At 63.2% G+C, this 21,455-nt stretch carries 24 protein-coding genes; 3 read left to right on the forward strand and 21 right to left on the reverse strand.

The window, feature by feature from the left end:
- Positions 1-98: 98 nt before the first annotated feature.
- The 17 genes from era to MJ602_RS06835 all read right to left on the reverse strand — a co-directional run bounded on the left by era (position 99) and on the right by MJ602_RS06835 (position 15,324).
- Positions 99-1,139 (reverse strand): GTPase Era, encoded by a 1,041-nt coding sequence (gene era, locus MJ602_RS06755; RefSeq protein ID WP_243020084.1) that lies wholly within the window; start codon positions 1,137-1,139, stop codon positions 99-101.
- Positions 1,136-1,822: a ribonuclease III gene (gene rnc, locus MJ602_RS06760; RefSeq protein ID WP_243020085.1), complete on the reverse strand. Its 687-nt coding sequence runs from the start codon at positions 1,820-1,822 to the stop codon at positions 1,136-1,138. The genes era and rnc overlap by 4 nt, the downstream gene beginning before the upstream one ends.
- On the reverse strand, positions 1,823-2,188 hold the full coding sequence (locus tag MJ602_RS06765; RefSeq protein ID WP_243020086.1) for a DUF4845 domain-containing protein: 366 nt from the start codon (positions 2,186-2,188) through the stop codon (positions 1,823-1,825). It lies immediately after the preceding gene.
- A 42-nt stretch (positions 2,189-2,230) separates the two neighbouring features.
- Complete coding sequence (gene lepB, locus MJ602_RS06770) at positions 2,231-3,205, reverse strand: signal peptidase I (RefSeq protein WP_162015391.1); 975 nt, start codon at positions 3,203-3,205, stop codon at positions 2,231-2,233.
- The gene (lepA, locus tag MJ602_RS06775) at positions 3,205-5,013 is read right to left on the reverse strand and encodes a translation elongation factor 4 (protein WP_243020087.1); all 1,809 of its coding nucleotides are present in this window, start codon (positions 5,011-5,013) and stop codon (positions 3,205-3,207) included. The genes lepB and lepA overlap by 1 nt, the downstream gene beginning before the upstream one ends.
- Positions 5,014-5,463: 450 nt before the next feature.
- Positions 5,464-6,936, reverse strand: a complete 1,473-nt coding sequence (locus tag MJ602_RS06780; protein ID WP_162015389.1) for a DegQ family serine endoprotease — start codon at positions 6,934-6,936, stop codon at positions 5,464-5,466.
- Positions 6,937-7,078: 142 nt separating this feature from the next.
- Complete coding sequence (locus tag MJ602_RS06785) at positions 7,079-7,699, reverse strand: sigma-E factor negative regulatory protein (RefSeq protein ID WP_243020088.1); 621 nt, start codon at positions 7,697-7,699, stop codon at positions 7,079-7,081.
- A gap of 49 nt (positions 7,700-7,748) precedes the next feature.
- Positions 7,749-8,390 (reverse strand): RNA polymerase sigma factor RpoE, encoded by a 642-nt coding sequence (rpoE, locus tag MJ602_RS06790; protein WP_162015387.1) that lies wholly within the window; start codon positions 8,388-8,390, stop codon positions 7,749-7,751.
- 25 nt (positions 8,391-8,415) lie between these two features.
- Entirely contained in the window at positions 8,416-8,907 is a 492-nt protein-coding gene (locus MJ602_RS06795; protein WP_243020089.1) for a hypothetical protein, read from the reverse strand.
- Between the two features lie 30 nt (positions 8,908-8,937).
- Complete coding sequence (gene fabF / locus MJ602_RS06800) at positions 8,938-10,182, reverse strand: beta-ketoacyl-ACP synthase II (RefSeq protein WP_243020090.1); 1,245 nt, start codon at positions 10,180-10,182, stop codon at positions 8,938-8,940.
- A gap of 53 nt (positions 10,183-10,235) precedes the next feature.
- Positions 10,236-10,475 carry an acyl carrier protein gene (acpP, locus tag MJ602_RS06805; protein ID WP_042425023.1) on the reverse strand — a complete coding sequence of 80 codons (240 nt, stop codon included), beginning with the start codon at positions 10,473-10,475 and terminating at the stop codon, positions 10,236-10,238.
- Between the two features lie 101 nt (positions 10,476-10,576).
- Positions 10,577-11,323 carry a 3-oxoacyl-ACP reductase FabG gene (gene fabG / locus MJ602_RS06810; RefSeq protein ID WP_243020091.1) on the reverse strand — a complete coding sequence of 249 codons (747 nt, stop codon included), beginning with the start codon at positions 11,321-11,323 and terminating at the stop codon, positions 10,577-10,579.
- Positions 11,320-12,270 (reverse strand): ACP S-malonyltransferase, encoded by a 951-nt coding sequence (fabD, locus tag MJ602_RS06815; protein WP_243020092.1) that lies wholly within the window; start codon positions 12,268-12,270, stop codon positions 11,320-11,322. Before fabD ends, fabG begins: the two co-directional genes overlap by 4 nt.
- Positions 12,271-12,329: 59 nt before the next feature.
- Positions 12,330-13,307, reverse strand: a complete 978-nt coding sequence (locus MJ602_RS06820) for a beta-ketoacyl-ACP synthase III (protein WP_243020093.1) — start codon at positions 13,305-13,307, stop codon at positions 12,330-12,332.
- Positions 13,304-14,359, reverse strand: coding sequence for a phosphate acyltransferase PlsX (plsX, locus tag MJ602_RS06825; protein WP_243020094.1), 1,056 nt, complete (start codon positions 14,357-14,359; stop codon positions 13,304-13,306). The genes MJ602_RS06820 and plsX overlap by 4 nt, the downstream gene beginning before the upstream one ends.
- A gap of 123 nt (positions 14,360-14,482) precedes the next feature.
- Positions 14,483-14,665 (reverse strand): 50S ribosomal protein L32, encoded by a 183-nt coding sequence (rpmF, locus tag MJ602_RS06830; protein WP_243020095.1) that lies wholly within the window; start codon positions 14,663-14,665, stop codon positions 14,483-14,485.
- A gap of 104 nt (positions 14,666-14,769) precedes the next feature.
- Positions 14,770-15,324: a YceD family protein gene (locus MJ602_RS06835; RefSeq protein WP_162015379.1), complete on the reverse strand. Its 555-nt coding sequence runs from the start codon at positions 15,322-15,324 to the stop codon at positions 14,770-14,772.
- Positions 15,325-15,349: 25 nt separating this feature from the next.
- Here MJ602_RS06835 and MJ602_RS06840 point away from each other — a divergent pair, with 25 nt between their 5' ends.
- Both MJ602_RS06840 and MJ602_RS06845 read left to right on the forward strand, forming a co-directional pair.
- Complete coding sequence (locus tag MJ602_RS06840) at positions 15,350-15,949, forward strand: Maf family nucleotide pyrophosphatase (RefSeq protein ID WP_243020096.1); 600 nt, start codon at positions 15,350-15,352, stop codon at positions 15,947-15,949.
- A complete protein-coding gene (locus MJ602_RS06845; RefSeq protein WP_243020097.1) occupies positions 15,946-16,731 on the forward strand; it encodes an SAM-dependent methyltransferase in 786 nt (261 codons plus the stop codon). Before MJ602_RS06840 ends, MJ602_RS06845 begins: the two co-directional genes overlap by 4 nt.
- Positions 16,732-16,776: 45 nt before the next feature.
- Here MJ602_RS06845 and MJ602_RS06850 read toward each other — a convergent pair whose 3' ends face one another.
- A complete protein-coding gene (locus tag MJ602_RS06850) occupies positions 16,777-17,625 on the reverse strand; it encodes a ZIP family metal transporter (protein ID WP_243020098.1) in 849 nt (282 codons plus the stop codon).
- Positions 17,626-17,877: 252 nt separating this feature from the next.
- Between MJ602_RS06850 and MJ602_RS06855 the strand changes: the two genes are divergently transcribed.
- Complete coding sequence (locus MJ602_RS06855) at positions 17,878-18,777, forward strand: NAD-dependent epimerase/dehydratase family protein (protein WP_243020099.1); 900 nt, start codon at positions 17,878-17,880, stop codon at positions 18,775-18,777.
- A gap of 174 nt (positions 18,778-18,951) precedes the next feature.
- On the opposite strand, the gene MJ602_RS06860 is transcribed toward MJ602_RS06855, so the two are convergent.
- From MJ602_RS06860 to MJ602_RS06870, 3 genes are all read right to left on the reverse strand, one after another.
- Positions 18,952-19,452, reverse strand: a complete 501-nt coding sequence (locus MJ602_RS06860) for a hypothetical protein (RefSeq protein WP_243020100.1) — start codon at positions 19,450-19,452, stop codon at positions 18,952-18,954.
- A 247-nt stretch (positions 19,453-19,699) separates the two neighbouring features.
- On the reverse strand, positions 19,700-20,995 hold the full coding sequence (locus MJ602_RS06865) for an ISL3 family transposase (RefSeq protein WP_243020101.1): 1,296 nt from the start codon (positions 20,993-20,995) through the stop codon (positions 19,700-19,702).
- 103 nt (positions 20,996-21,098) lie between these two features.
- A partial coding sequence (locus MJ602_RS06870; RefSeq protein ID WP_243020102.1) for a hypothetical protein occupies positions 21,099-21,455 on the reverse strand: 357 nt, incomplete at its 5' end.

Raw genomic sequence — 21,455 nt, forward strand, 5'->3', positions numbered from 1 at the left:
CAAGGGCCGCCCCGCCGCGCCGGGAGCGTCCTCCTGCCCGAATCGCGCAGCGATTCGAGAGCGGGGGGAAGGCCCGCAGGGCCTCAGGGGGGTACCCCTCATTCATACCCAAACGAACGCACACGCGCCTCGTCGTCGGCCCAACCCGAGCGCACCTTCACCCACAGTTCCAAGAATACCTTGGCGTCCAGGAGCTTTTCCAGCTCCTGGCGTGCCTCGGTTCCAATGCGTTTGAGGCGCTCGCCCTTGTCACCAATCACCATGGCCTTGTGGCCATCGCGCTCCACCACAATGGTCGCAGCTATGCGCACCAGGCGCTTGTGCTGCTTGCTTTTTTCTTCATCGAACTTGTCGATGATCACTGTGGAGGTATAGGGCAGCTCGTCACCCGTGAAACGAAAGAGCTTTTCACGCACGGTTTCGGAAGCCAGGAATTTCTCGCTGCGGTCGGTCAGCTCGTCCTCGGCATACCACCAGGGTTGCTCGGGCAGGTACTTCTCGCAAATGCCGTAGAGCCTCTCGATGTCGCCACGGCTCTTGGCCGACATGGGCACGAACTCGGTGAAGGGATGGCGCTCCTGCATGTCGCGCAGCCAGGGCGCGATCTCGGCACGGCGGTGCACCGTGTCCAGCTTGTTGGCGATCAACAGCGTGGGTATGCCGGGTTTGAAGAGCGAGAGTACCTTGGCGTCCGCCAGGGTGAAGCTGCCGGCCTCCACCACGAAGAGGATCAGGTCCACGTCGCTGATGGCACCCATGACCGTCTTGTTGAGCGATTTGTTCAGCGCCGTGCTGTGCTTGGTCTGGAAACCCGGTGTATCAACAAACACAAACTGGCTGGCACCCACGGTGCGGATACCGGTGATGCGGTGGCGCGTGGTCTGGGCCTTGCGCGAGGTGATGCTGATCTTCTGCCCTACCAGTGCGTTGAGCAGCGTGGACTTGCCCACGTTGGGTTTGCCCACAATGGCAATCAGGCCGCAGCGCTGCGCCGCGCCACCCGGTGCGTCGGCCGCAGGTGCCGCGGCGGCCTGCCCCCCGGGCCTTGCAGCCGCGAGCATCGCATCCAGATCATCGGTGGTCTGAGCACCCTTCTGCGGGGCGCCGGTAGCTACATTTTTTGTAGCATCTTGGTTCATGGTTTTGGTGCTTTCAATGTGGCCAACATGGCCGCAGCGGCAGACTGCTCTGCCGCCCTGCGCGATGCGCCCGAGCCGCGTTGCGCCAGTGCAAGTTCGGCAATGGCGCATTCAACTTCAAAGGTCTGCCGGTGGGCCACACCGGCCGTGCCCACCACACGGTACTGCGGCAGCTGCATTTTGCGGCCCTGCAGCCACTCCTGCAACGCCGTCTTGGCATCCTTGGCGGCCGCCTGCATCTGCGGGTTGATTTCCACCGCCTCGTACAAGCGCAACACCAGCGCTTCAGCCACTGCATAGCCTGCATCCAGGTACACAGCACCAATCACGGCTTCCAGGGCATCGGCCAGGATGGAGGGGCGCTGGTGACCGCCGGAACGTGCTTCGCCCTCACCCAGGTGCAGCACCTGGTCCAGGCGCAGGTCTTTGGCCAGTTGGTGCAGCGTGCCTTCCTTGACAAGATTGGCGCGCACGCGCGACAAATCGCCTTCGTTTTGTGCCTGCAGGCGGAGGTACAGCAGCGTGGAGACGGCTAGGTTCAGCACCGAGTCACCCAAAAATTCGAGGCGCTCGTTGTGCTCAGCACTGAAGCTGCGGTGCGTGACGGCACGCTGCAGCAGGGATGGATCGGAAAACCGGTGCTGCAGTCGGGATTGCAGCGAGGCTAGCGCGGGAGAGGACACCTAGTTGACCGAGTTCTCAAAACGATAGACCAGATAGGCTGGCCCCGCCAGGGGAATTTCACGCGAATATTTGAACGAGACAATGATCTTGTCACCGCGTTTTGTCACTTCCAGATCCTTGCCAGAGATCGATCTGATGTCGTCGATGGCCGCAGCTCTGTCAAAAGCGGCGCGGATATCGGGCACAGTTGAGTTTTCACGCGCTGCCTTGGTCGAAGCCTTACTGATCGCCTGATACTCCAGAAATATCGGAATCGATTGCCCCCCGATCGCAAAGGCTGCCACCGCGAACAGACCAAGAAAGATCACCCCGATGAACGACAGTCCCCGCTGGCGTGCCGGGCTGGTGGTACGTTGTGCTTGCATATGTCACCCCCTCTTTGGAATTTGGCCGTTGCCGGGCCGGTGTCAGTGGAACGAACCAATGCGCTTGAGGTTGCCGAAGTTCATCCAGACAAAAAAAGCCTTGCCCACGATGTGAGATTCGGGCACGAAACCCCAATAGCGCGAATCGAGCGAATTATCGCGGTTGTCACCCATCATGAAAAAGTGGCCTTCGGGCACCTTGCAGACCACCCCCTCGACACTGTAGCGGCATTGGTCTCGGTGCGCGAACTTGCTCGCCCCTTGCACAAACGCAGGCGCCTCGGGATAGCTGATCGCCTGGTGGCGGTGCTCACCCAACTGCTCCTCGAAGTGCTTGAAGTAGCGCAGGCTATCGCCCTCCAGGTAATCCGGCAAATCCTGCGTAGGGACAGGTTGGCCATTGATGGTCAGGCGCTTGTTCAGATAGGCCACCTCGTCGCCCGGCACCCCCACTACGCGCTTGATGTAGTCCAGGCTCGGCTGCGGTGGGTAGCGAAACACCACCACGTCTCCCCGTTGTGGCGCATTGCCTTCGGTGATCTTGGTGTGGATGACGGGCAAGCGCACGCCATAGGTGAACTTGTTCACCAGGATCAGGTCGCCCACCAGCAGCGTGGGGATCATGGAACCCGAGGGAATCTTGAACGGCTCGAACAGGAACGAGCGCAACACAAACACGGCAGCGATCACTGGGAAAAGCCCCGCCGTCCAGTCCAGCCACCAGGGCTGCATGAGCAGACGTTCCTTGGACTCGCGCACATCGATGTCCACCTGCGCAATGCCCATGCGATCCAGTTCTGCACGCCGCTGTGCGGCAGCGTCCTCGATGGCCTGGGCCGCACGCTTGCGCTGGGGCAAAAAGTAGAAGCGCTCTGCCAGCCAATAGGCCCCGGTCACCACGGTAGCCAGAAACAACAGCAAGGCGAAGTTGCCCTCGATGGCGCCGAAGTACCAGGCACCGATGTACCCGGCAAACGCCGCCAGAACCAGCGACGTGAAGATCTGTACGGCCTGCATCAGTCTTCCACCTGCAAAATGGCCAGGAAAGCCTCCTGAGGCACTTCGACCGAACCGATCTGTTTCATGCGTTTCTTGCCTGCCTTTTGTTTTTCGAGGAGCTTGCGCTTGCGGGTGATGTCACCGCCGTAGCATTTTGCCAGCACGTTCTTGCGCATGGCCTTGATGGTTTCGCGCGCGATGATGTTGGCGCCGATGGCCGCCTGGATGGCCACATCGAACATCTGGCGCGAGATGATCTCGCGCATCTTGGCCGCCACGGCACGTCCCCGGTACTGGGCCTGCGTGCGGTGCACGATGATGGACAGCGCATCGACCTTCTCCCCGTTGAGGAGAATGTCCACCTTCACCACGTCGGAGGGCCTGTATTCCTTGAACTCGTAGTCCATGGACGCATAGCCGCGCGAAACCGATTTGAGCTTGTCGAAGAAGTCGAGCACGATCTCGCCCAGCGGCATATCGTAGGTCAGCATCACCTGGCGACCATGGTAGGCCATGTTGATCTGCACACCACGCTTCTGGTTGGCCAGGGTCATCACCGGCCCCACGTAGTCCTGCGGCATGTACAGGTGCACAGTCACTATGGGCTCGCGGATCTCCTGAAGCTTGCCTTGCTCTGGCATCTTGGCGGGGTTTTCCACCATGATGACCTCGCCATCGGGCTTGACTACCTGGTACACCACGCTCGGTGCGGTGGTGATCAAGTCCTGGTCGAACTCACGCTCCAGGCGCTCCTGCACAATTTCCATGTGCAGCAGGCCCAGAAAGCCACAGCGGAAGCCAAAGCCCAGCGCCTGGCTCACCTCAGGCTCATAGTGCAGCGAGGCGTCGTTGAGCTTGAGCTTCTCCAGCGCATCGCGCAATTGGTCGTAGGCGCTCGCTTCGGTCGGGTAGAGGCCTGCAAACACCTGGGGCTGGATCTCCTTGAAGCCCGGCAAGGCCTCCGCCGCCGGCCCTGCATTGTTGGGCAGCTTTTTTTCCAGCGTGATGGTGTCACCCACCTTGGCCGCCTGCAGTTCCTTGATGCCACAGATCACATAACCCACCTCCCCCGCCCGCAAGGCATCGCGGGGAGAGTTGGCTGGGGTAAAAACGCCCAGACTGCCCGCCTCATAGGCGGCACCCGTGGCCATCATCTTGATGCGCTCACCCAGGCGCAATTGACCATCGACCACGCGCACCAACATAACCACGCCGACATAGGTATCGAACCAGCTATCGATGATCATGGCCCGCAGCGGACCATCCGGGTTGCCGCGCGGCGCAGGCACCTTGGCCACGATGGCTTCGAGAATCTCCTCAATCCCAATTCCCGTCTTGGCGGAGCAGGGAATGGCATCGCCCGCGTCGATGCCGATCACATCCTCAATTTCCGCCTTGGCGTTTTCCGGGTCCGACTGCGGCAAGTCCATCTTGTTGAGCACCGGCAGCACCTCGACCCCCAGGTCCAGCGCGGTATAGCAATTGGCGACCGTCTGAGCCTCCACGCCCTGGGACGCATCGACGACCAGCAACGCCCCTTCGCACGCCGACAGCGACCGGCTGACCTCATAAGAGAAGTCCACATGGCCCGGCGTATCGATGAGATTGAGGTTGTACACCTGACCGTCACGCGCCTTGTACTGCAGTGCTGCTGTCTGCGCCTTGATGGTGATGCCCCGCTCTTTCTCGATATCCATCGAGTCGAGCACCTGCGCTTCCATCTCCCGTTCGGCCAGGCCTCCACAGCGCTGGATCAGGCGGTCGGCCAGCGTGGACTTACCGTGGTCGATGTGCGCAATGATGGAGAAATTTCGGATGTGTTTCATCAACGGGAATCACGTTCAAAAAGAGACCTGGCCCCAAGCCAGGCAAGAAAAAAGGGCGCGTCGACGGAAGACGCGCCCTGAACCAACAATCTGTGGCAACTGCGATGGTTGGAACTTCATTGTAGGCAAAAAGCCCCGCAGAAAATGACGATTTCGCAGCCTGCCCGAGGCGTTGCAGAGCGGCAACAAGTACTTATGCACATTTTATCCACAAAGCACCCTTGCTGCCACAGAATATCCTGTGGTTGTCCTGTGGAGCAGTTGTGAAGTGCCGATGCGCATCCCGAATGACGAAATCCGGAGGCCTTGATATGCCAAATGACTGCCAATGGCGCCGCGCATTCTAACAAATGGCATGGAGCCACCTCTTTGCACCCCAACCCTGCAAAGCCCTGAAGCTTGGCAGGGTTTGGGGAGATTTGCCGCCCTGGTGCGATAGCGGTTCAGCGCTCAACGCGATGGTCGGATCAGCGCGTACTGCGCCCATTCGCCCCGGCGGAAGAGCACATTGACCGGCTTGCCCTTGTCGGCGCGTGCAACGGCGGCTTCAAAGTCTTTCACATTTGCCACCTCAGCGTTGGCAATGGCCAGGATCACATCCCCTTCGCGCAAGCCTGCACGGGCGGCGGCATCGGACGCAGCATCGACCCGCACGCCCCCACGCAACTTGAGCTCCTTCTTCTGCGCTTCGCTCAGATCAGAGATCGTGAGCCCCAGTTGCTGCGCCGCAGCCGACGACTTGGAACGGGGTTCTCGGTCGGAAGTTTTCACCGCCGTCTTGTCGGGCTCCACCTCGGCAATCACGATGGACAAATCCTTGGACTGCCCTCTGCGGAACACGGTGACCGTGCTCTTGGTCCCCGGCTTGGTGTTGCCCACCATGCGCGGCAGGTCCGCCAGCTTGTCAATTGACTTGCCATCGAAACGGATGATGATGTCTCCAGCCTCGATGCCCGCCTTGTCTGCGGGCGATCCACTTTCCACGCCCGTGACCAGCGCACCCTGTTGCTTGCCCAGGCCGATGGATTCAGCCACATCCCGCGTGACCTGCCCAATCTGCACCCCAATGCGTCCGCGCGTCACACGGCCGGTCGCACGGAGCTGATCGCTCACCTGCATGGCTTCGTCGATGGGAATGGCAAACGAAATGCCCATGAAGCCGCCGGAACGCGAATAGATTTGGCTGTTGATCCCCACCACTTCGCCACGCATGTTGATCAGCGGCCCGCCCGAGTTTCCGGGGTTGATCGCCACATCGGTCTGGATAAACGGCAGGTAGTCGCCGGTATCGCGCTGCTTCGCGCTCACAATGCCAGCCGTCACCGTGTTGTCCAGACCAAAGGGCGACCCGATGGCCATTACCCATTCGCCCACCCGCAGGCGGCTGGTATCTCCAATGCGCACGGCAGGAAGACCCGAGGCTTCGATCTTGACGACCGCCACATCGGTACGCTTGTCCGTACCCACAATGCGCGCCTTGAACTCGCGCTTGTCAGTCAGGGTCACAATGACCTCGGTGGCACCCTCCACCACATGTGCATTCGTCATCACATAGCCGTCGGCGCTGAGGATGAAACCCGAACCCACGCCGCGGGGTTGCTCTTCCTCCTGCGGGCGCTGAGGACGCTGCTGGCGGGGAACATTGGGCATGGGGATACCGAAGCGTTTGAAAAACTCCTGCATCTCTTCGTCCATGCCATTGAAGCCACCTCGGCTGCTTACCTTCTCGGTCGTCCGGATGTTCACCACCGACGGCCCCACCAGCTCAACAAGATCCGTGAAATCAGGCAGACCGCGCACCGAGGACGCCGCGGGGACAGTGCCTTGGGCGCGCGCCACGCCGGTGGGACCCAGAGCCAAACCCAGGCCCATTGCTGCGGCCAGGGCGAGCACATTCCATTGCTTTGCAATTGTTGGATTCATGGATTGCCTTTCGTCATGTCTTGGACAGCCGACGCCAAGGTCGGCATGCTCCATCAGAAATGCGCGACGCCCATTGGTTCCGCAAGTGCCGTGATGGCGGCGCACTTGCCCCCAACCGAGTGGGCATGCCCAGGAGACCTTTTCAGCGCTGCGGCTCTTCCAGGTTGGCGTTGCGCAGGAAGCGCGCCGGCATCTGCAGCGCAGCTGCGCCACGGGACTGGCGGTGGGCAGCCACCAGTTCGTCAAGCCGGGGGTCACGCAGCATCACGGGCTCTTGTGAAGACTGCTGAGCAGCCACCTGGGTACCCGCCGCCATCGCAGCAGCAGGCGCAGCAGCCATCTGGGCGCCCACCGCCCCCCCCCGGGTCGCTTCAAAAACGTTCCATCCCATCACCGACACCGCAGCCAAGGACGCAAGGCCTGCCACCATCTTCCAGCGGAACAAGGCCTGGTTGGCAGCTTCGGCACGCCCCACACCGGGAGCAGACTCGGATGGGAGCACACCTGAGTTCGCGGGATGCTGCGGGTACACCGATTCCTGTGCCAGGCGCTGGTGCAGATTGGCAAGAAACGCTTGGCTGTCATGTGCATGGTGGGCCAGTTCCGGCGAACGCAGCACATCCCCAATCACGTGGTACTCCTGCCATGCCTGGCGCCCCGACTCTTGCTCTGCGTAATGCAGGGCCTGGTGCCAATCTTCCGTCGGCAGTTGGCCGTCTGCCAACGCAGACAAGTGTTCACGCATTTTCAGTTCCTGGTCCATGCTCTCACCTGCTTTTCTGTGCCATCCACATCTTTCTTGCCTCGAGCCGCTACCAACGTTTGCCGGTGCGGTTTTCCAACAAGGGGCGCACACGCGCCGAAATTGCCTCCCGCGCACGGAAGATGCGCGACCGCACCGTGCCAATCGGGCAGGCCATGGCGGTGGCAATTTCTTCGTAACTCAGGCCCTCGATCTCGCGCAAGGTCACAGCCTGGCGCAAGTCCTCGGGCAAAGCCTCCATGGCGGCGTTGACGGCAGCAGCGATTTCCTGGGCGGCCAACACCGTCTCGGGGGTCTCGTCGCTGGTTAGTTCCGGGCCGATACGAGAAGTTTCATTTTCCTCCGCATCGCTGCTGCGCAATGCGCCCTCAAACACCACCGGATCGCGCTTCAGGTCCATGAGCGCCTTTTTGGCGGTATTGACGGCGATACGGTACAGCCAGGTGTAAAACTGCGCCTCACCGCGAAACTGGTGCAGTGCCCGGTAGGCACGCAGAAAGGTCTCCTGTGCAATATCCTGCACCAGGTCGCTGTCGCGCACCATGCGACCAATCAGGCGCTCAATGCGTCGCTGGTACTTGATTACCAGCAAGTCGTAGGCCCGCAGATCGCCTGCCACGGTGCGCTCGACCAGCAGCAGGTCACTGTCGGTGGGGGTTTCCTGCGGCAAAGTGGGCGTGGGGTCGGTCATGGGTGGGAATGGAATTCACAGGCCCTCACCCGGCAGGCGGCGAAGGATCCAGAGGCATGTTGATGCCAGCCGTCTCGGCGCGCGAATATACCGCACGGCGCAGGTCGTTCCAGCGTTCGGGGTGCGCCCGGCGCTCCAACCAGAGCCAACATGGGGGTTGATCCGCCGACTCCAAGCGCACCAGCATGAAGCGCTGCAGATCGGCATGCACGCACAGGTAGGCACCATCGACGGATCGGCCAGCGCTCTTCAGCTCCCAATGTGCCCCGCCCCAGTGCAGATCGCCCGTCGGAAGCGCGCGCCAAAAACGCAGAGCGAGCGCCACTACCACGCTCCAAGTGGCAAAGACCGCCCCCACCACCCACCACGGATGGCGCCAGGCGCCTTGTGCAACCCAGTAGCCCACAGCCAGCAAACCGCCAAAGGCGATTGACCCGCACCCTGCCGCCAACACCGCACTGCGCCCCACGGGATACAGAACCGCAGGCGCGCGCCAGCGCGTGGCCGCCAGATTCATTGCAAGGCGGGCATGGAACAGGGAAAAGACTCAGACCCTGCGGAACACCAACGTGCCGTTGGTGCCACCAAAGCCGAAATTATTCTTCACAGCGACGTCGAACTTCAGGTCCCGCGCGGTGTTGGCGCAGTAGTCGAGGTCGCACTCCGGATCCTGGTTGTCCAGGTTGATGGTCGGCGGAATCTTCTGGTGATACAGCGCCAGCACCGTGAAAATGCTTTCGACACCACCTGCCCCCCCGAGCAAGTGCCCGGTCATGGACTTGGTGGAACTGACCACCATCTTGTGGGCATGGTCGCCAAACGCTGCCTTGATGGCGTTGGTTTCATTCACATCGCCCAGCGGCGTCGAAGTGCCGTGCGCGTTGAGATAGGCCACCTCGTCCGCATTGATGCCCGCGTTGCGCAAGGCAGCCAGCATGGCGCGGCGGGGACCGTCCATGTTGGGCGCGGTCATGTGGCCCGCGTCGGCACTCATGCCAAAGCCGCTCAATTCGGCGTAAATGCGTGCGCCGCGCGCCTTGGCGTGTTCGTACTCTTCCAGCACCATGACGCCCGCACCTTCGCCCAGCACAAAACCGTCACGGTCCTTGTCCCAGGGACGGGACGCGGCCTTGGGGTCCTCGTTGCGGGTGGACAGCGCGCGCATGGCGGCAAAGCCACCAATGCCCAGCGCAGAGACCGTGGCCTCGGTGCCGCCAGCGACGATGACGTCCGCATCACCGTATTCGATCATGCGGCCTGCTTCACCAATACAGTGCAGGCCCGTCGTGCAGGCCGTGACCACTGCCAGGTTCGGCCCCTTGAAGCCAAAGCGCATGGACACATGGCCCGCCACCATGTTGATGATGGATGCCGGCACAAAGAACGGCGTGATGCGCCGCGCCCCCCGGTTGATGAACTCCACATGGGTGTTCTCGATCAGCGGCAAACCACCAATGCCCGAGCCGATGATGCATCCGATGCGGGTGGCCTGCTCTTCACCGAGAGCCTCGCCCGTGGGCAGGCCCGCATCGCGCACGGCCTGGTCGGCGGCGGCGATGCCATAGTGGATGAAGCTGTCCATGGTCCGCGCCTCTTTGGCGCTGATGTAGGACTCCAGGTCGAACCCTTTGACCTCGCCCGCAATCTTGCAGGCAAAGGTTGATGCGTCGAACTTGGTGATGTGGTCAATACCGGACTGGCCGGCCAGGAGGTTGGCCCAGGCATCACCCACCGTATTGCCCACGGGGGAGATGCAACCCAGGCCGGTCACGACAACGCGACGACGGCTCATGCGTGAAAACCTTGTGCTGATCGCTAGGGAGGGGACGGCGCCTCGCGCGCCGCTCAGGACTTCTGGTGGGCCAGCGCGTAGTCGATGGCGTTCTGCACCGTGGTGATCTTCTCGGCGTCCTCGTCGGGAATCTCGATGCCGAATTCATCTTCCAGCGCCATCACCAGTTCCACCGTGTCCAGCGAGTCGGCACCCAGGTCAGCCACGAAGGCCTTTTCATTGGTGACTTGAGACTCTTCAACGCCGAGTTGTTCGGCAATGATCTTTTTGACACGTGCTTCGATATCGCTCATGGTTTCCCTCTGGGGGTTGTGAATGGATCCGCGATTCTAGCCGCTCAGGGGAAGCCTCCCCCGAACCGCCCGCCGCACGGATGAACCGGCGTGTTTTTTTGTTACATGTACATGCCGCCGTTGACATGCAGTTCCTGCCCGGTCACATAGCCCGCCTCGCGCGATGCAAGGTAGGCCACGGCGTGGGCAATGTCGGCGGGCTGGCCCATGTGGCCCAGCGGAATCTGCGCCTGCAGGGCCTTGTGCTGCTCTTCGGACAACTCGGCCGTCATGTCGGTCTGGATGAAGCCCGGCGCCACGCAGTTGACCGTGATGTGGCGGCTGCCCAGCTCGCGCGCCAGCGAGCGCGTCATGCCCGCCACGCCCGCCTTGGCGGCAGCGTAGTTGGCCTGGCCAGGGTTGCCCGATGCACCCACCACGCTGGTAATGCTGATGATGCGGCCGTAGCGCTGCTTCATCATGGGCTTGATCGCGGCACGGCTGACGCGGAACACGGCCTTGAGGTTGGTGTCCAGCACGGCGTCCCAGTCGTCGTCCTTCATGCGCATGGCGAGCTGGTCGCGCGTGATGCCGGCGTTGTTCACCAGCACATGCAGTCCGCCCTGGCCCTTGACGATGCCGTCGATCAGCGCATCAACCGCTGCAGCCTCGTTCACGTTGAGGTTTGCGCCCCGGCAGCCGGGATAGGCCGCCAGCGCCTGGGTGATGCGCGCAGCGCCTTCGTCGGTGGTGGCGGTGCCGATGACCTGGTGGCCGCGTGCGGCCAGTTCCAATGCGATGGCGGCGCCGATGCCGCGCGAGGCACCCGTGACCAGCGCCACGGTGGGGGTTACGGTGGATTCGCTCATGCCAGCAGTTCCTTCACTTCATTCAGGGTGGCCGGGTCGTACAGTGCCGCGCCCGTCAGTTCGGCGTCGATGCGCTTGGTCATGCCCGCCAGCACCTTGCCAGGGCCGCATTCGACGATGTGCGTGGTGCCGCGGGCCTTGAGCGCCTGCACGCACTCCACCCAGCGCACGGGGCCGAAGGCCTGGCGGTAGAGCGCGTCACGGATGGCGTCGGCGTCCTGCTGCACGGCCACGTCAATATTGTTGAGCACCGGGATCTGCGGTGCTGCGAGGGGGGTGGCGGCCAGTGCGGCGCGCAGCTTCTCGGCGGCGGGCTTCATCAGGCTGGAATGGAACGGTGCCGACACCGGCAGCGGCAGTGCGCGCTTGGCGCCTGCGGCCTTGAGGGCCTCGCAGGCCTTCTCAACGGCCGCCTTGCTGCCGGCGATCACAGTCTGGGCCGGGTCGTTGAAGTTGACGGCCTCGACCACTTCGGTGCCGTTGTGGCCCATGGCGGCCGTCACTTCGGCGCAAACAGCTATCACTTTTGTAGCATCCAGCCCCAGAATGGCGGCCATGGCGCCAGTACCCACGGGCACGGCCTCCTGCATGGCGGCGGCGCGCAAGCGCACCAGCGGCGCCGCCTGGGCCAGCGTGAGCACACCGGACGCCACCAACGCAGAGTATTCACCCAGCGAATGGCCGGCCACGGCGGCGGGCAAAGCACCGCCCTCGGCGCACCAGACGCGCCATGCCGCGACGCCTGCCACCAACATCACCGGCTGGGTGTTGGTGGTCAGGGCCAGCACTTCCTTGGGGCCCTCGTGGATCAAGCGGCCCGCGTCTTCGCCCAGGGCGTCGGACGCTTCCTGCAGCGTCTGCGCCACGGCGGGGTGATCACCCCAGCCATCAAGCATGCCCACGGCCTGCGAGCCCTGGCCCGGAAAGACAAATGCGAAGTTCTTCATTGCCAATCAGAAAAATAGACAAAAACAGGCTCAAGCGCTTATGCATCAAGCGCAAGCAGCTACATTTTTAGTAGCACAGCACCCCAGGTAAAGCCGCCGCCCACGCCTTCGAGCATGACCGTCTCGCCTTCCTTGATCTGCCCTGCACGCACGGCATAGTCCAGTGCCAAGGGGATGGACGCCGCCGAGGTGTTGCCGTGCTGGTCCACGGTAACCACCATGCGCTCCTGCGGGAGCTTGAGCTTGCGTGCCGTGCCCTGCATGATGCGGATGTTGGCCTGGTGCGGTATCAGCCAGTCAATGTCGGATTCCTTCAGGCCTGCCTTGTCGAGCGTGGCACGCGCCGCGCTTTCCAGCACGCCCACGGCCAGTTTGAAGACGGCGGGGCCGTCCATGGTGAGCAAGGGGCGCCCTGCGATCTGACCGCCGGACACATGGCCCGGCACGCACAGAATGCCCACATGGCGTCCATCGGCATGCAGATCCGAAGCCAGAATGCCCGGCGTCTCGGACGCCTCCAACACCACAGCGCCCGCACCATCGCCAAACAGCACGCAGGTGGTGCGGTCGTTGAAGTCCAGCAGGCGGCTGAAGATTTCGGATCCCACCACCAGCGCACGCCGGGCCGTGCCGGCACGGATCATGGCATCGGCCACCGTCAGGGCATAGACAAAGCCACTGCACACCGCCTGCACATCAAAGACCGGGCAGCCCGAGGCGCCCAGCTTGTGCTGGAGGATGGCGGCAGTGGAGGGGAACACCATGTCCGGCGTGGACGTGGCGACGATGATGAGGTCAATGTCTTGTGCGCGCAGGCTGGCGGCCTGCAATGCGTGGCGCGCCGCCTCCAGCGCCAGGTCGCTGCAGGCAACTGCAGCGTCGGCGAAATGCCGCGCCTGGATGCCCGTGCGCTCCACAATCCATTCGTTGGATGACTCGATGCCGCGGCTGGCCAGGTCGGCCACCAGTTCGGCATTGGTCACCCGGCGCGGCGGAAGGTAACTGCCGGTGCCGGTAATTCGGGAATAGCGTGTCATTGAAGTGGCGCTGGCGCCACGTCGGCCTCGGTCTTGTCTGCCTCCGGCAGCAGAAAAGGTGCTGCACTGGCAATCCGCCGACGGACGCGATCCAGCAGGTTGTTGCGGGCTGCATCATACGCCCGGTTCAAAGCCTGCTCAAAAGCCATCTCATCGGCAGACCCGTGGCTCTTGAAAACCAGCCCACGCAGACCCAGCAGCGCCGCACCGTTGTAGCGACGGTAGTCCACGCGCTTTTTGAATGCAGATAGAACCGGATAGGCAACGATCGCTGCAATTTTCGTAAAAATGTTGCGCGAAAACTCCTGCTTTAGGAATCCGCCCACCATGGCCGCCAAGCCTTCGCTGGTCTTGAGCGCCACATTGCCCACAAAGCCGTCACAGACCACGATATCGGTCGTTCCCTTGAAGATATCGTTGCCTTCGACATTGCCGAAAAAGTTCAGATCGCCGGAGTTGGCCGCAGATCGCAGCAATTCACCCGCCTTTTTTATCACTTCGCTGCCCTTGATCGCTTCGGCACCAATGTTGAGCAAACCGACGCTGGGCTGCTCCTTGCCCTTGAGCACGGTATCGAGCGCCGAGCCCATCACGGCAAACTCCAGCAGGTGGCGCTCGGTGCAATCCACGTTGGCACCCAGGTCCAGCACCGTAGTCGAACCGCCCAACGCATTGGGCAGCGGGTAGGCAATGGCCGGGCGGTCGATGCCGTCCATCGTCTTGAGCACGTAGCGTGCAATGGCCATCAAGGCGCCCGTATTGCCGGCCGACACGGCGGCATCAGCCGCACCTTCCTTGACCTGCACGATGGCCACGCGCATGGACGAGTCCTTCTTGCGGCGCAGGGCAATTTCGACGGGGTCGTCCATGGCCACCACTTCGGAGGCAGGCACCAGGGTGGCGCGCTCATGGGCAAAGCCCTGCAAGGCCTCGGGCAGACCCACCAAGAGCAGGCGTGCATCGGCGTGCGCGTCCAGAAAGTGGCGGCACGCCGCCAATGTGACATGGGGGCCGTGGTCGCCCCCCATGCAGTCAACAGCCAGTGTGATCATGCAACAGGGTCTTGGCCGGTTCAGCGGCCCGGTGGGGTGCGCAGGGCGCACAAACGACAAAGGCCCGTGCTACGAAACGGTAGCTACGGGCCCTGAGAGACTCGGCCTCGGGCAGAGACAGGGTCAGGCTTCGGACTTGTTCTTCAGCACCTGGCGGCCACGGTAAAAGCCGTTGGGGCTGATGTGGTGGCGCAGGTGGATTTCGCCCGTGGTGGGCTCCACGGCAATGCCGGGCACCGTCAGGGCATTGTGCGAACGGTGCATACCGCGCTTGGAAGGCGACTTTTTGTTTTGCTGAACGGCCATGATGGGCTCCTGGTCTTCAAAAGGTGTTGGTGGAAAACGCGATCAGCCCATTCAAGACACGAGGGGATTCGCGCGAAGCCCTCGATTATAGCCCAAAGCTGTCGTCAGGTGTCTTTTTTGCCAACGCGCAGGCTCGCCAGCGCGGCAAAGGGGTTGGGGCGCTCGGCACTGGCGGAATCAAAGTCCTCGTCGCTGGCGGACAACTGCACCGGGTCCGGGCACTCGTCGTGGCGCGGCACCAGCGGCAGGGCCATGAGGAGCTCGTCCTCGATCAGCTCGTGCAGATCAAACTCACGGCTCAGGGCCAGCAGGTCTTCTTCAACCTCATCGTCCAGCGCCTCGGCCGTGGCCTCGTCCGCGACGAAGCGGAACCACTGATCCACCTGCAGCGGCACATCCACCGGCCCCAGGCAGCGCTGGCACACCATGGGAAAGTCCGCGCGGGCCTGCAAATGCATCCAGAGCTGCCCAGCTTCGTTGCCGACTTCGGGGCGCCATTCGCCGACCGCCACCCAATCGACACGCAGGTCGGGATGCAATCCCTTGGCCTCCTGCGCCAGGCGCTCGTACTTGAGCAGGGACTCGTGCCCTTCCAGGCGCGCACCTGCCAGCACAAAGGCTTTGGCGTCGAGCCGGTCGGGGTGGAATTCCTTGGTCATGCGTGCAGTGTAAGAGAATCGCGCCATGCATCAATCCCCCCCCCTTGTTCGCACTCTGGTTTTGGGCTCCACCTCGCGCTACCGGCGCGAATTGCTGCAGCGCCTGGGCCTGCCCTTCACAGTGGCGGCACCCGACGTGGACGAAACCCCCCTGCCAGGCGAAACCCCGCGCGCACTGGCCCTGCGCCTGGCACTGGCCAAGGCCCACGCCGTGGCAGCGCAGCACCCCGACGCCGCGGTCATCGGCTCCGACCAGGTGGCCGACCTGCACGGCCAGCCCCTGGGCAAGCCCGGCACGCACGAGCGCGCCAGCGCACAACTGCAACGCATGAGCGGCGAAACCGTCGTCTTCCAGACCGCCGTGGCCGTGGTCTGCGCCGCCACCGGCTTTGAACAGGTGGACCTGGCGCCCGTGGAAGTGCGCTTTCGCACGCTGACGGGTGATGAGATCGAACGCTACCTGCACGCCGAACAGCCCTACGACTGCGCCGGCAGCGCCAAGAGCGAAGGCCTGGGCATCAGCCTGCTGGACGCCATCCTCAGCGACGACCCCACCGCCCTGGTCGGCCTGCCCTTGATCCGCACATGCCGCATGCTGCGCGCCGCAGGCCTCACGCTGCCATGAACACGCCCGCCCTTACCCCCGGCCGTCTGTACCTGGTTCCCGCACCGCTGGACTTTGGCTGCGAGCCACAAGCACCCCTGCGCGACGCCCTGCCCGACGCCACGCTGGCCACGGCCGCCCGCATCACCCACTGGGTGTGCGAGAACGCCAAGAGCACGCGCGCCTACCTCAAGCGCATCGACGCGCTGCACCCGCTGGCGCTGCCCCTGCAGGAACAGCACATCACCGAGCTGCCGCGTGAAGTGCACAAAAAAGGCGACCACGGCGACAAAGGCTCAGCGCCGTTTGACGCCCGCCCCCTGCTCGCCCCCGCCCTGGCCGGGCACGACATGGGCCTGGTCAGCGAAGCGGGCATGCCCGCCGTGGCCGACCCCGGCAGCTCGGTGGTGCGTGCAGCGCACGCACTGGGGCTGCAGGTGGTGCCGCTGGTGGGGCCGGTGTCGCTGCTGCTGGCGCTGGCGGCCAGCGGGCTCAACGGGCAGAACTTTGCCTTTGTGGGCTACCTGCCGCAGGACGCCGACGAACGCGCCCAGCGCATCCGCGCACTGGAGGCCTTGGCGCTCAAGAGCGGCCAAACGCAACTGTGCATCGAGACGCCCTACCGCAACGCCGCCCTGCTCCAGGCCCTGCTGCAAACCCTGCAGCCGGGCACCCACCTGGCCGTGAGCAGCGGCCTGACCCTGGCCAGCGCCCGCACGCGCAGCCAGACCGTGCGCCAGTGGCGCGCACAGCCCGACGGCCCCGACAAGCACACGCCCGCCGTGTTTGCCATCGGGCGCTGACCATACCGACATCCGCCCAGCGCGGTGCGCCAGCCCCTGCCACCGTCAGTGGCTGTGCGCAGCGCCGCTGACCAGGGTGACCACCGCCATCCCCAGCAGCAGCCAGAAAATCTGAAACGCCGTCTCGCGCGCAGACACATGGCGCTGCAGTTGCGGAATCAGGTCCGCCAGGGCCACATAGACAAAGCTGCTGGACGCCACGGCCAGAAAGAACGGCAGCCAGTCGTGCAACTGCCCCACCAGAAAGTAGCCCGCGACCCCGCCCAATGCCGTGACCGCCCCCGCCAACGACACCTTGACCAGCGCGATGCGGCGACTGGCGCTGCTCTGGCGCAGCACCACCAGATCGCCCATGTGGTGCGGCACCTCGTGCGCCAGCACCGACAGCGCCGCCACCAGCCCCAGACGCATGTCGGCCAGGAAGGCCGACGCGATCAGCACCCCGTCGCCAAAGCAATGCACGCTGTCGCCGGTCAGCACCGTCCAGCCACCGCCCTGCGGCGCGGCGTGGTGGTGATGGTGCTCATGGCCATGCGCGTGACCGTGTGAATGGTCGTGCCCGTGGCCATGGACATGGTCGTGCTGGCCCTGCACCGGGTCGTGGTGCTCGTGCCCGTGGTGCCACAGCTCGGCCTTGTCCAGCAAAAAGAAGAACACCAGGCCCACCAGCAGCGTGGTGAACAGCTCATGCGCCCCGGCCTGGCTCTCGAACGCCTCGGGCAGCAGGTGCATGAAGGCCGTGGCCAGCAGTGCACCTGCGGCCAGGCTCAGCAGATGGCGCGTGCCCACACCGTCGGGCCGCGTGCCCAGCCCGGTGTTCAAAAGCCCGGCGGCAAGCCACACGCTGCCGATCCCGGCAGCCAGAGTGGCCGTGATGATTGCTATCAAAATCATAGCTATTAACGCTTATTGCGCTTGCCCTAGAAGGTATTTTTATCAATATCCCCAAACAGGGATCTGCGAAGAATGCGCTGGCTGGCGAGCGCTGGCAAGGCATGCATTTTGATCTTAGCAAGCCTGTCAAGCACCCAGCCCCGTCCGCCAGGGCAATATCCGTGTCACCAACCCCTGAATCCACCCGCCACCGAGCCACACACCACGCCATGGGTGTAAGGTGACCGCATCCGAAGCCCAGCCCACACCACCATGCACATCCTTCTGACCGGCGCCACCGGATTCATCGGCCAGACCCTGCATGCCGCCCTGCGCGCCGCCGGGCACCAGGTGCACGCCGGGGTATCCCCCCGCAGCGCCCAGGCCAAGCTCCAGCCAGACCAGGTGCCCATGGACTTTGCCCGCGACACCACGCCCGAGGCCTGGCTGCCCCGGCTGCAGGGCATGGACGCCGTGGTCAATGCCGTGGGCGTGCTGCGCGACAGCCCCGCGCGCCCCATCGACGCCGTGCACCAGCACACCCCCTGCGCCCTGTTCCAGGCCTGCGCCCAGGCGGGCGTACGCCGCGTGGTGCAGATCTCGGCCCTGGGCATCGACGGCAGCGCCACGCGCTACGCGCGCACCAAGCTCGCCGCCGAAGCCTGCCTGCGCAGCCTGTCCGATGCCGGACAGATCGACCCCGTCATCCTGCGCCCCAGCGTGGTGTTCGGCAAAGGCGGCGACAGCAGCGCCCTGTTCATGACCCTGGCCCGCTTGCCCGTGGTGGTGTTCCCCGCACCCATGCTCACGGCACGCATCCAGCCCGTGTCGGTGCACGACCTGGCCGCCGCCGTGGTGGCCTTGCTCGGCCCGGCCCTGCAGCGCACCGGCACCGTGGCCTGCACCGGCCCCGAGCCCCTGCGCATGGCCGACTTCGTCGCCAGCCTGCGCCAGCAGCAAGGCCACGGCCCCGCACTCGTGATGCGCCTGCCCCTGCCGCTGACGCGCCTGAGCGCCCGCCTGGGCGACCTACTGCCCGCCTCGGTGCCCTGGTGCAGCGAATCGCTGGCCCTGCTGGACAGCGACAACGTGAGCGATCCGGCGGAATTCGAGCGCTTGCTGGGCCGGCCGGGGGTGCATTACAGCCGGTTGGTGGCGGGGGCGTGGGGGTAAGGTTAAGCGCGAATATTTCAAGCCGAATCGGCCTCTGGCGCTTGTTGGCTGAGCGCGACGAGCTATTCAATCAATAGCAAATCAATGCGCTTCCGGCACCTGTGAGAACAAGGAAAAGCGGACACTCAGCGTTCGAATTCAGCGACTGCCGAAGGCAGTCCGCTGGAATAAAGGCTAGGCCACGCGATACGCCGATGAACCAGGAACGACATCTGGATCAAATAAGCGGGTGAAGCGTACCCCGTTGAATGTGTGTGTGCAGCACTTGCAAAGTGGCGCGAGGCTGCTGGCATCTACCTTTGGATTGACACGCTGTAGCGTTCCGTTCGAATCGACGCGCAACCCGCTGAAGTAGCTAGATTCACCAGTTCGTACATAGTCTTGCTCGTCTGCTGAGTGAAGGGCGACTAGCCAGAAGATTGGCTCTGAACGATCAAGGCGTGCGACTGCCTCGGAATAGACAGAGTTCCATTCTTCCCCGACCTTCGAGAGAAGGAATCGGAAGAGCGGGGTGTAGTCCAGCCCTCTATGCTTGCGGCCGTGCATTCCCTGACGTAACTTTTCCGGTTGATCCCCTACTTCTTTCTTACGGTGCTCACGGAAGTCACCACCGACACGGTGATGGACCCCGTGCGCGGTGGTATTCACTTTGCGAAACAGCGGCGCCTTTTCCATGATGATGCCTAATGAGCTTACTCAGGAACACGGAGCCAATGTGCCGGTGGAGCGTCGCACTGGAACTGCAGGTTAGAAATCACCACGGACGCGTTCCCGTTTGTTTTTCAATATGGTCTGCAACAACAAGAAGAGTTGTTCCTGCTTTTATAACTGCGGCTCCTTTTTGCAGAGCGGGTTTTCCTGCACCGGCAGGGCAGATAGCATCGCGGGGGCTCTATGCCGTTTCGTGTGGAATGCGCCAATCTCAACGGGCCACCGCCTGGGTGAATGGATGAGCCGGTAGATGTGCGAGCTTGGACATGCGCAGGTAAGCGATGGCGATGAAGTTGTCGGCCGTTCGGAAGCCGCGGGCGGCGCGCTTGGCCTGCTGCAGCAAGCCGTTCATGGCCTCGACGAAGGCATTGGAGCGGTTGTCCACCATGCCGCTGATCACCCCGGCGAAGTGTTCGCTCAGGGTCTTTGCCAACTTCTTGAAAGGCTCCAAGCGCGAGCGGCGTGCCCAGCTCAGCCAGGCTCGCAGATCCGTCTCGGCCTGATCGGGGTTGTTGTGCTCGATCGCTGCGGCATACACCTCACGCAGCGCCATCTTCAGCCGCCACGCCCGCGCCTCCTTCAACGTGGAATGCTGCAGCCAGTGCATCGCGTCGATCTGTCTTGCACTCCAGCGCTGCGGGTTCTTGCGCATGCCCCACATCAGGCCCTTGAGCACCTTGCGATCAGCACCGCCCAAGGCCCGCTCCACCGCTCTGGGTTGTTCGCGCCATTCGGTGCGCCGCACCTCGTCCATTGCCGACATGGCCAGCTTGATGACGTGGAAGCGGTCGTAGCTGATGGCTGCATCGGGCAGCGCCAGACCCACGCCTTTGGTGTACGCCGCACTCATGTCTTGACAGACGTGGCGCACGGCTGCCGGATCACCGCCATGCGCTTTCAAGTCTTCGGCGAAGTCCACCACCGTCTGGTGGTCTCGCCCCTCGGTAGCAAACAGCAGTCGCTTGGCCTCCAGGTCGTGTACTACGGTGATGTAGTGCTGCCCGCGCCTCAGGCTGGTCTCGTCGATGCCCACAGTGCGCACCGTGCTCATGTCGTCCAACTCCCGGGCCTGGTCAACGTAGTGCTTGAGGCGCCGCCACAGCGGCTTGTCTGCACAGCGCAGCAGCTCGGCCGCCTGGCGCACCGGCAACTCTCGGCAAAGCGACAGAGCCAAGGCCTCGAACAGCGCGGTGAAGCCCGAACCCTCGCGCGCCCACGGCACGCTCACCTGCGTGGTCTTGCCGCAGCCGCCGCACGCCACACGTGGCACATCGGCGTGCAGCCACGCCTCGAATTGGAAGAAGTCCAGATGTCGCCACGAGCGCCGCAGTCGGTCATGGATGCGCTGCGCGGGCGCGTTGCACTGAGGGCAGTCCAGCAGCTTGGCGTTGCACCCAACCTCGAAATCAATGCGTCGCTTGGCCGTGTCCAAGTCCACCTTGACTACTTCCCACGGTGCCACCAAGCCCAACGCGCTGGTGAACAGCGCCTCCACTCCAACACTCACTTCACCCCCCGATCATGGGCACCCGCTGCCCGCATGGATGCAGCCATTGTCGGTGTTGGGTTCCACACGAAACGGCATAGAGCCATCGCGGGCCGAGATAACCTCATCGATTTCCAGTAACCGCTTCTTGAGTTTTGCGTTTGCGTCGGAGGGCATGATTTTTAGCGTAATTCATTCCGCAGAACTTACAGGATAAGCTGAACGGCACGGGATGTTCTGGACACAGATTTCTTCTAAAAAAATGGCTTACAGCTTGAGCTTGCAGTCGATACCCTGAGCAAATATCAAAGTATAAAAACCTCGCAAAACCCTGCACGCTTGTTCTGGCGAAACTAGCAGGCTGCTGAAATACTCCCCCACCTGCGGCCTGAATCCCCCGGCCCTGGCGCGGCTCTTCCGTCAATTTCCGCATCTTGAAATTCAGCGCTCCATCAGGCCGGTTTTTTGCCTTTCCCGGCCC

It is taken from the genome of Simplicispira sedimenti (genome assembly GCF_022760965.1).
Lineage (GTDB): Bacteria > Pseudomonadota > Gammaproteobacteria > Burkholderiales > Burkholderiaceae_C > Simplicispira > Simplicispira sedimenti.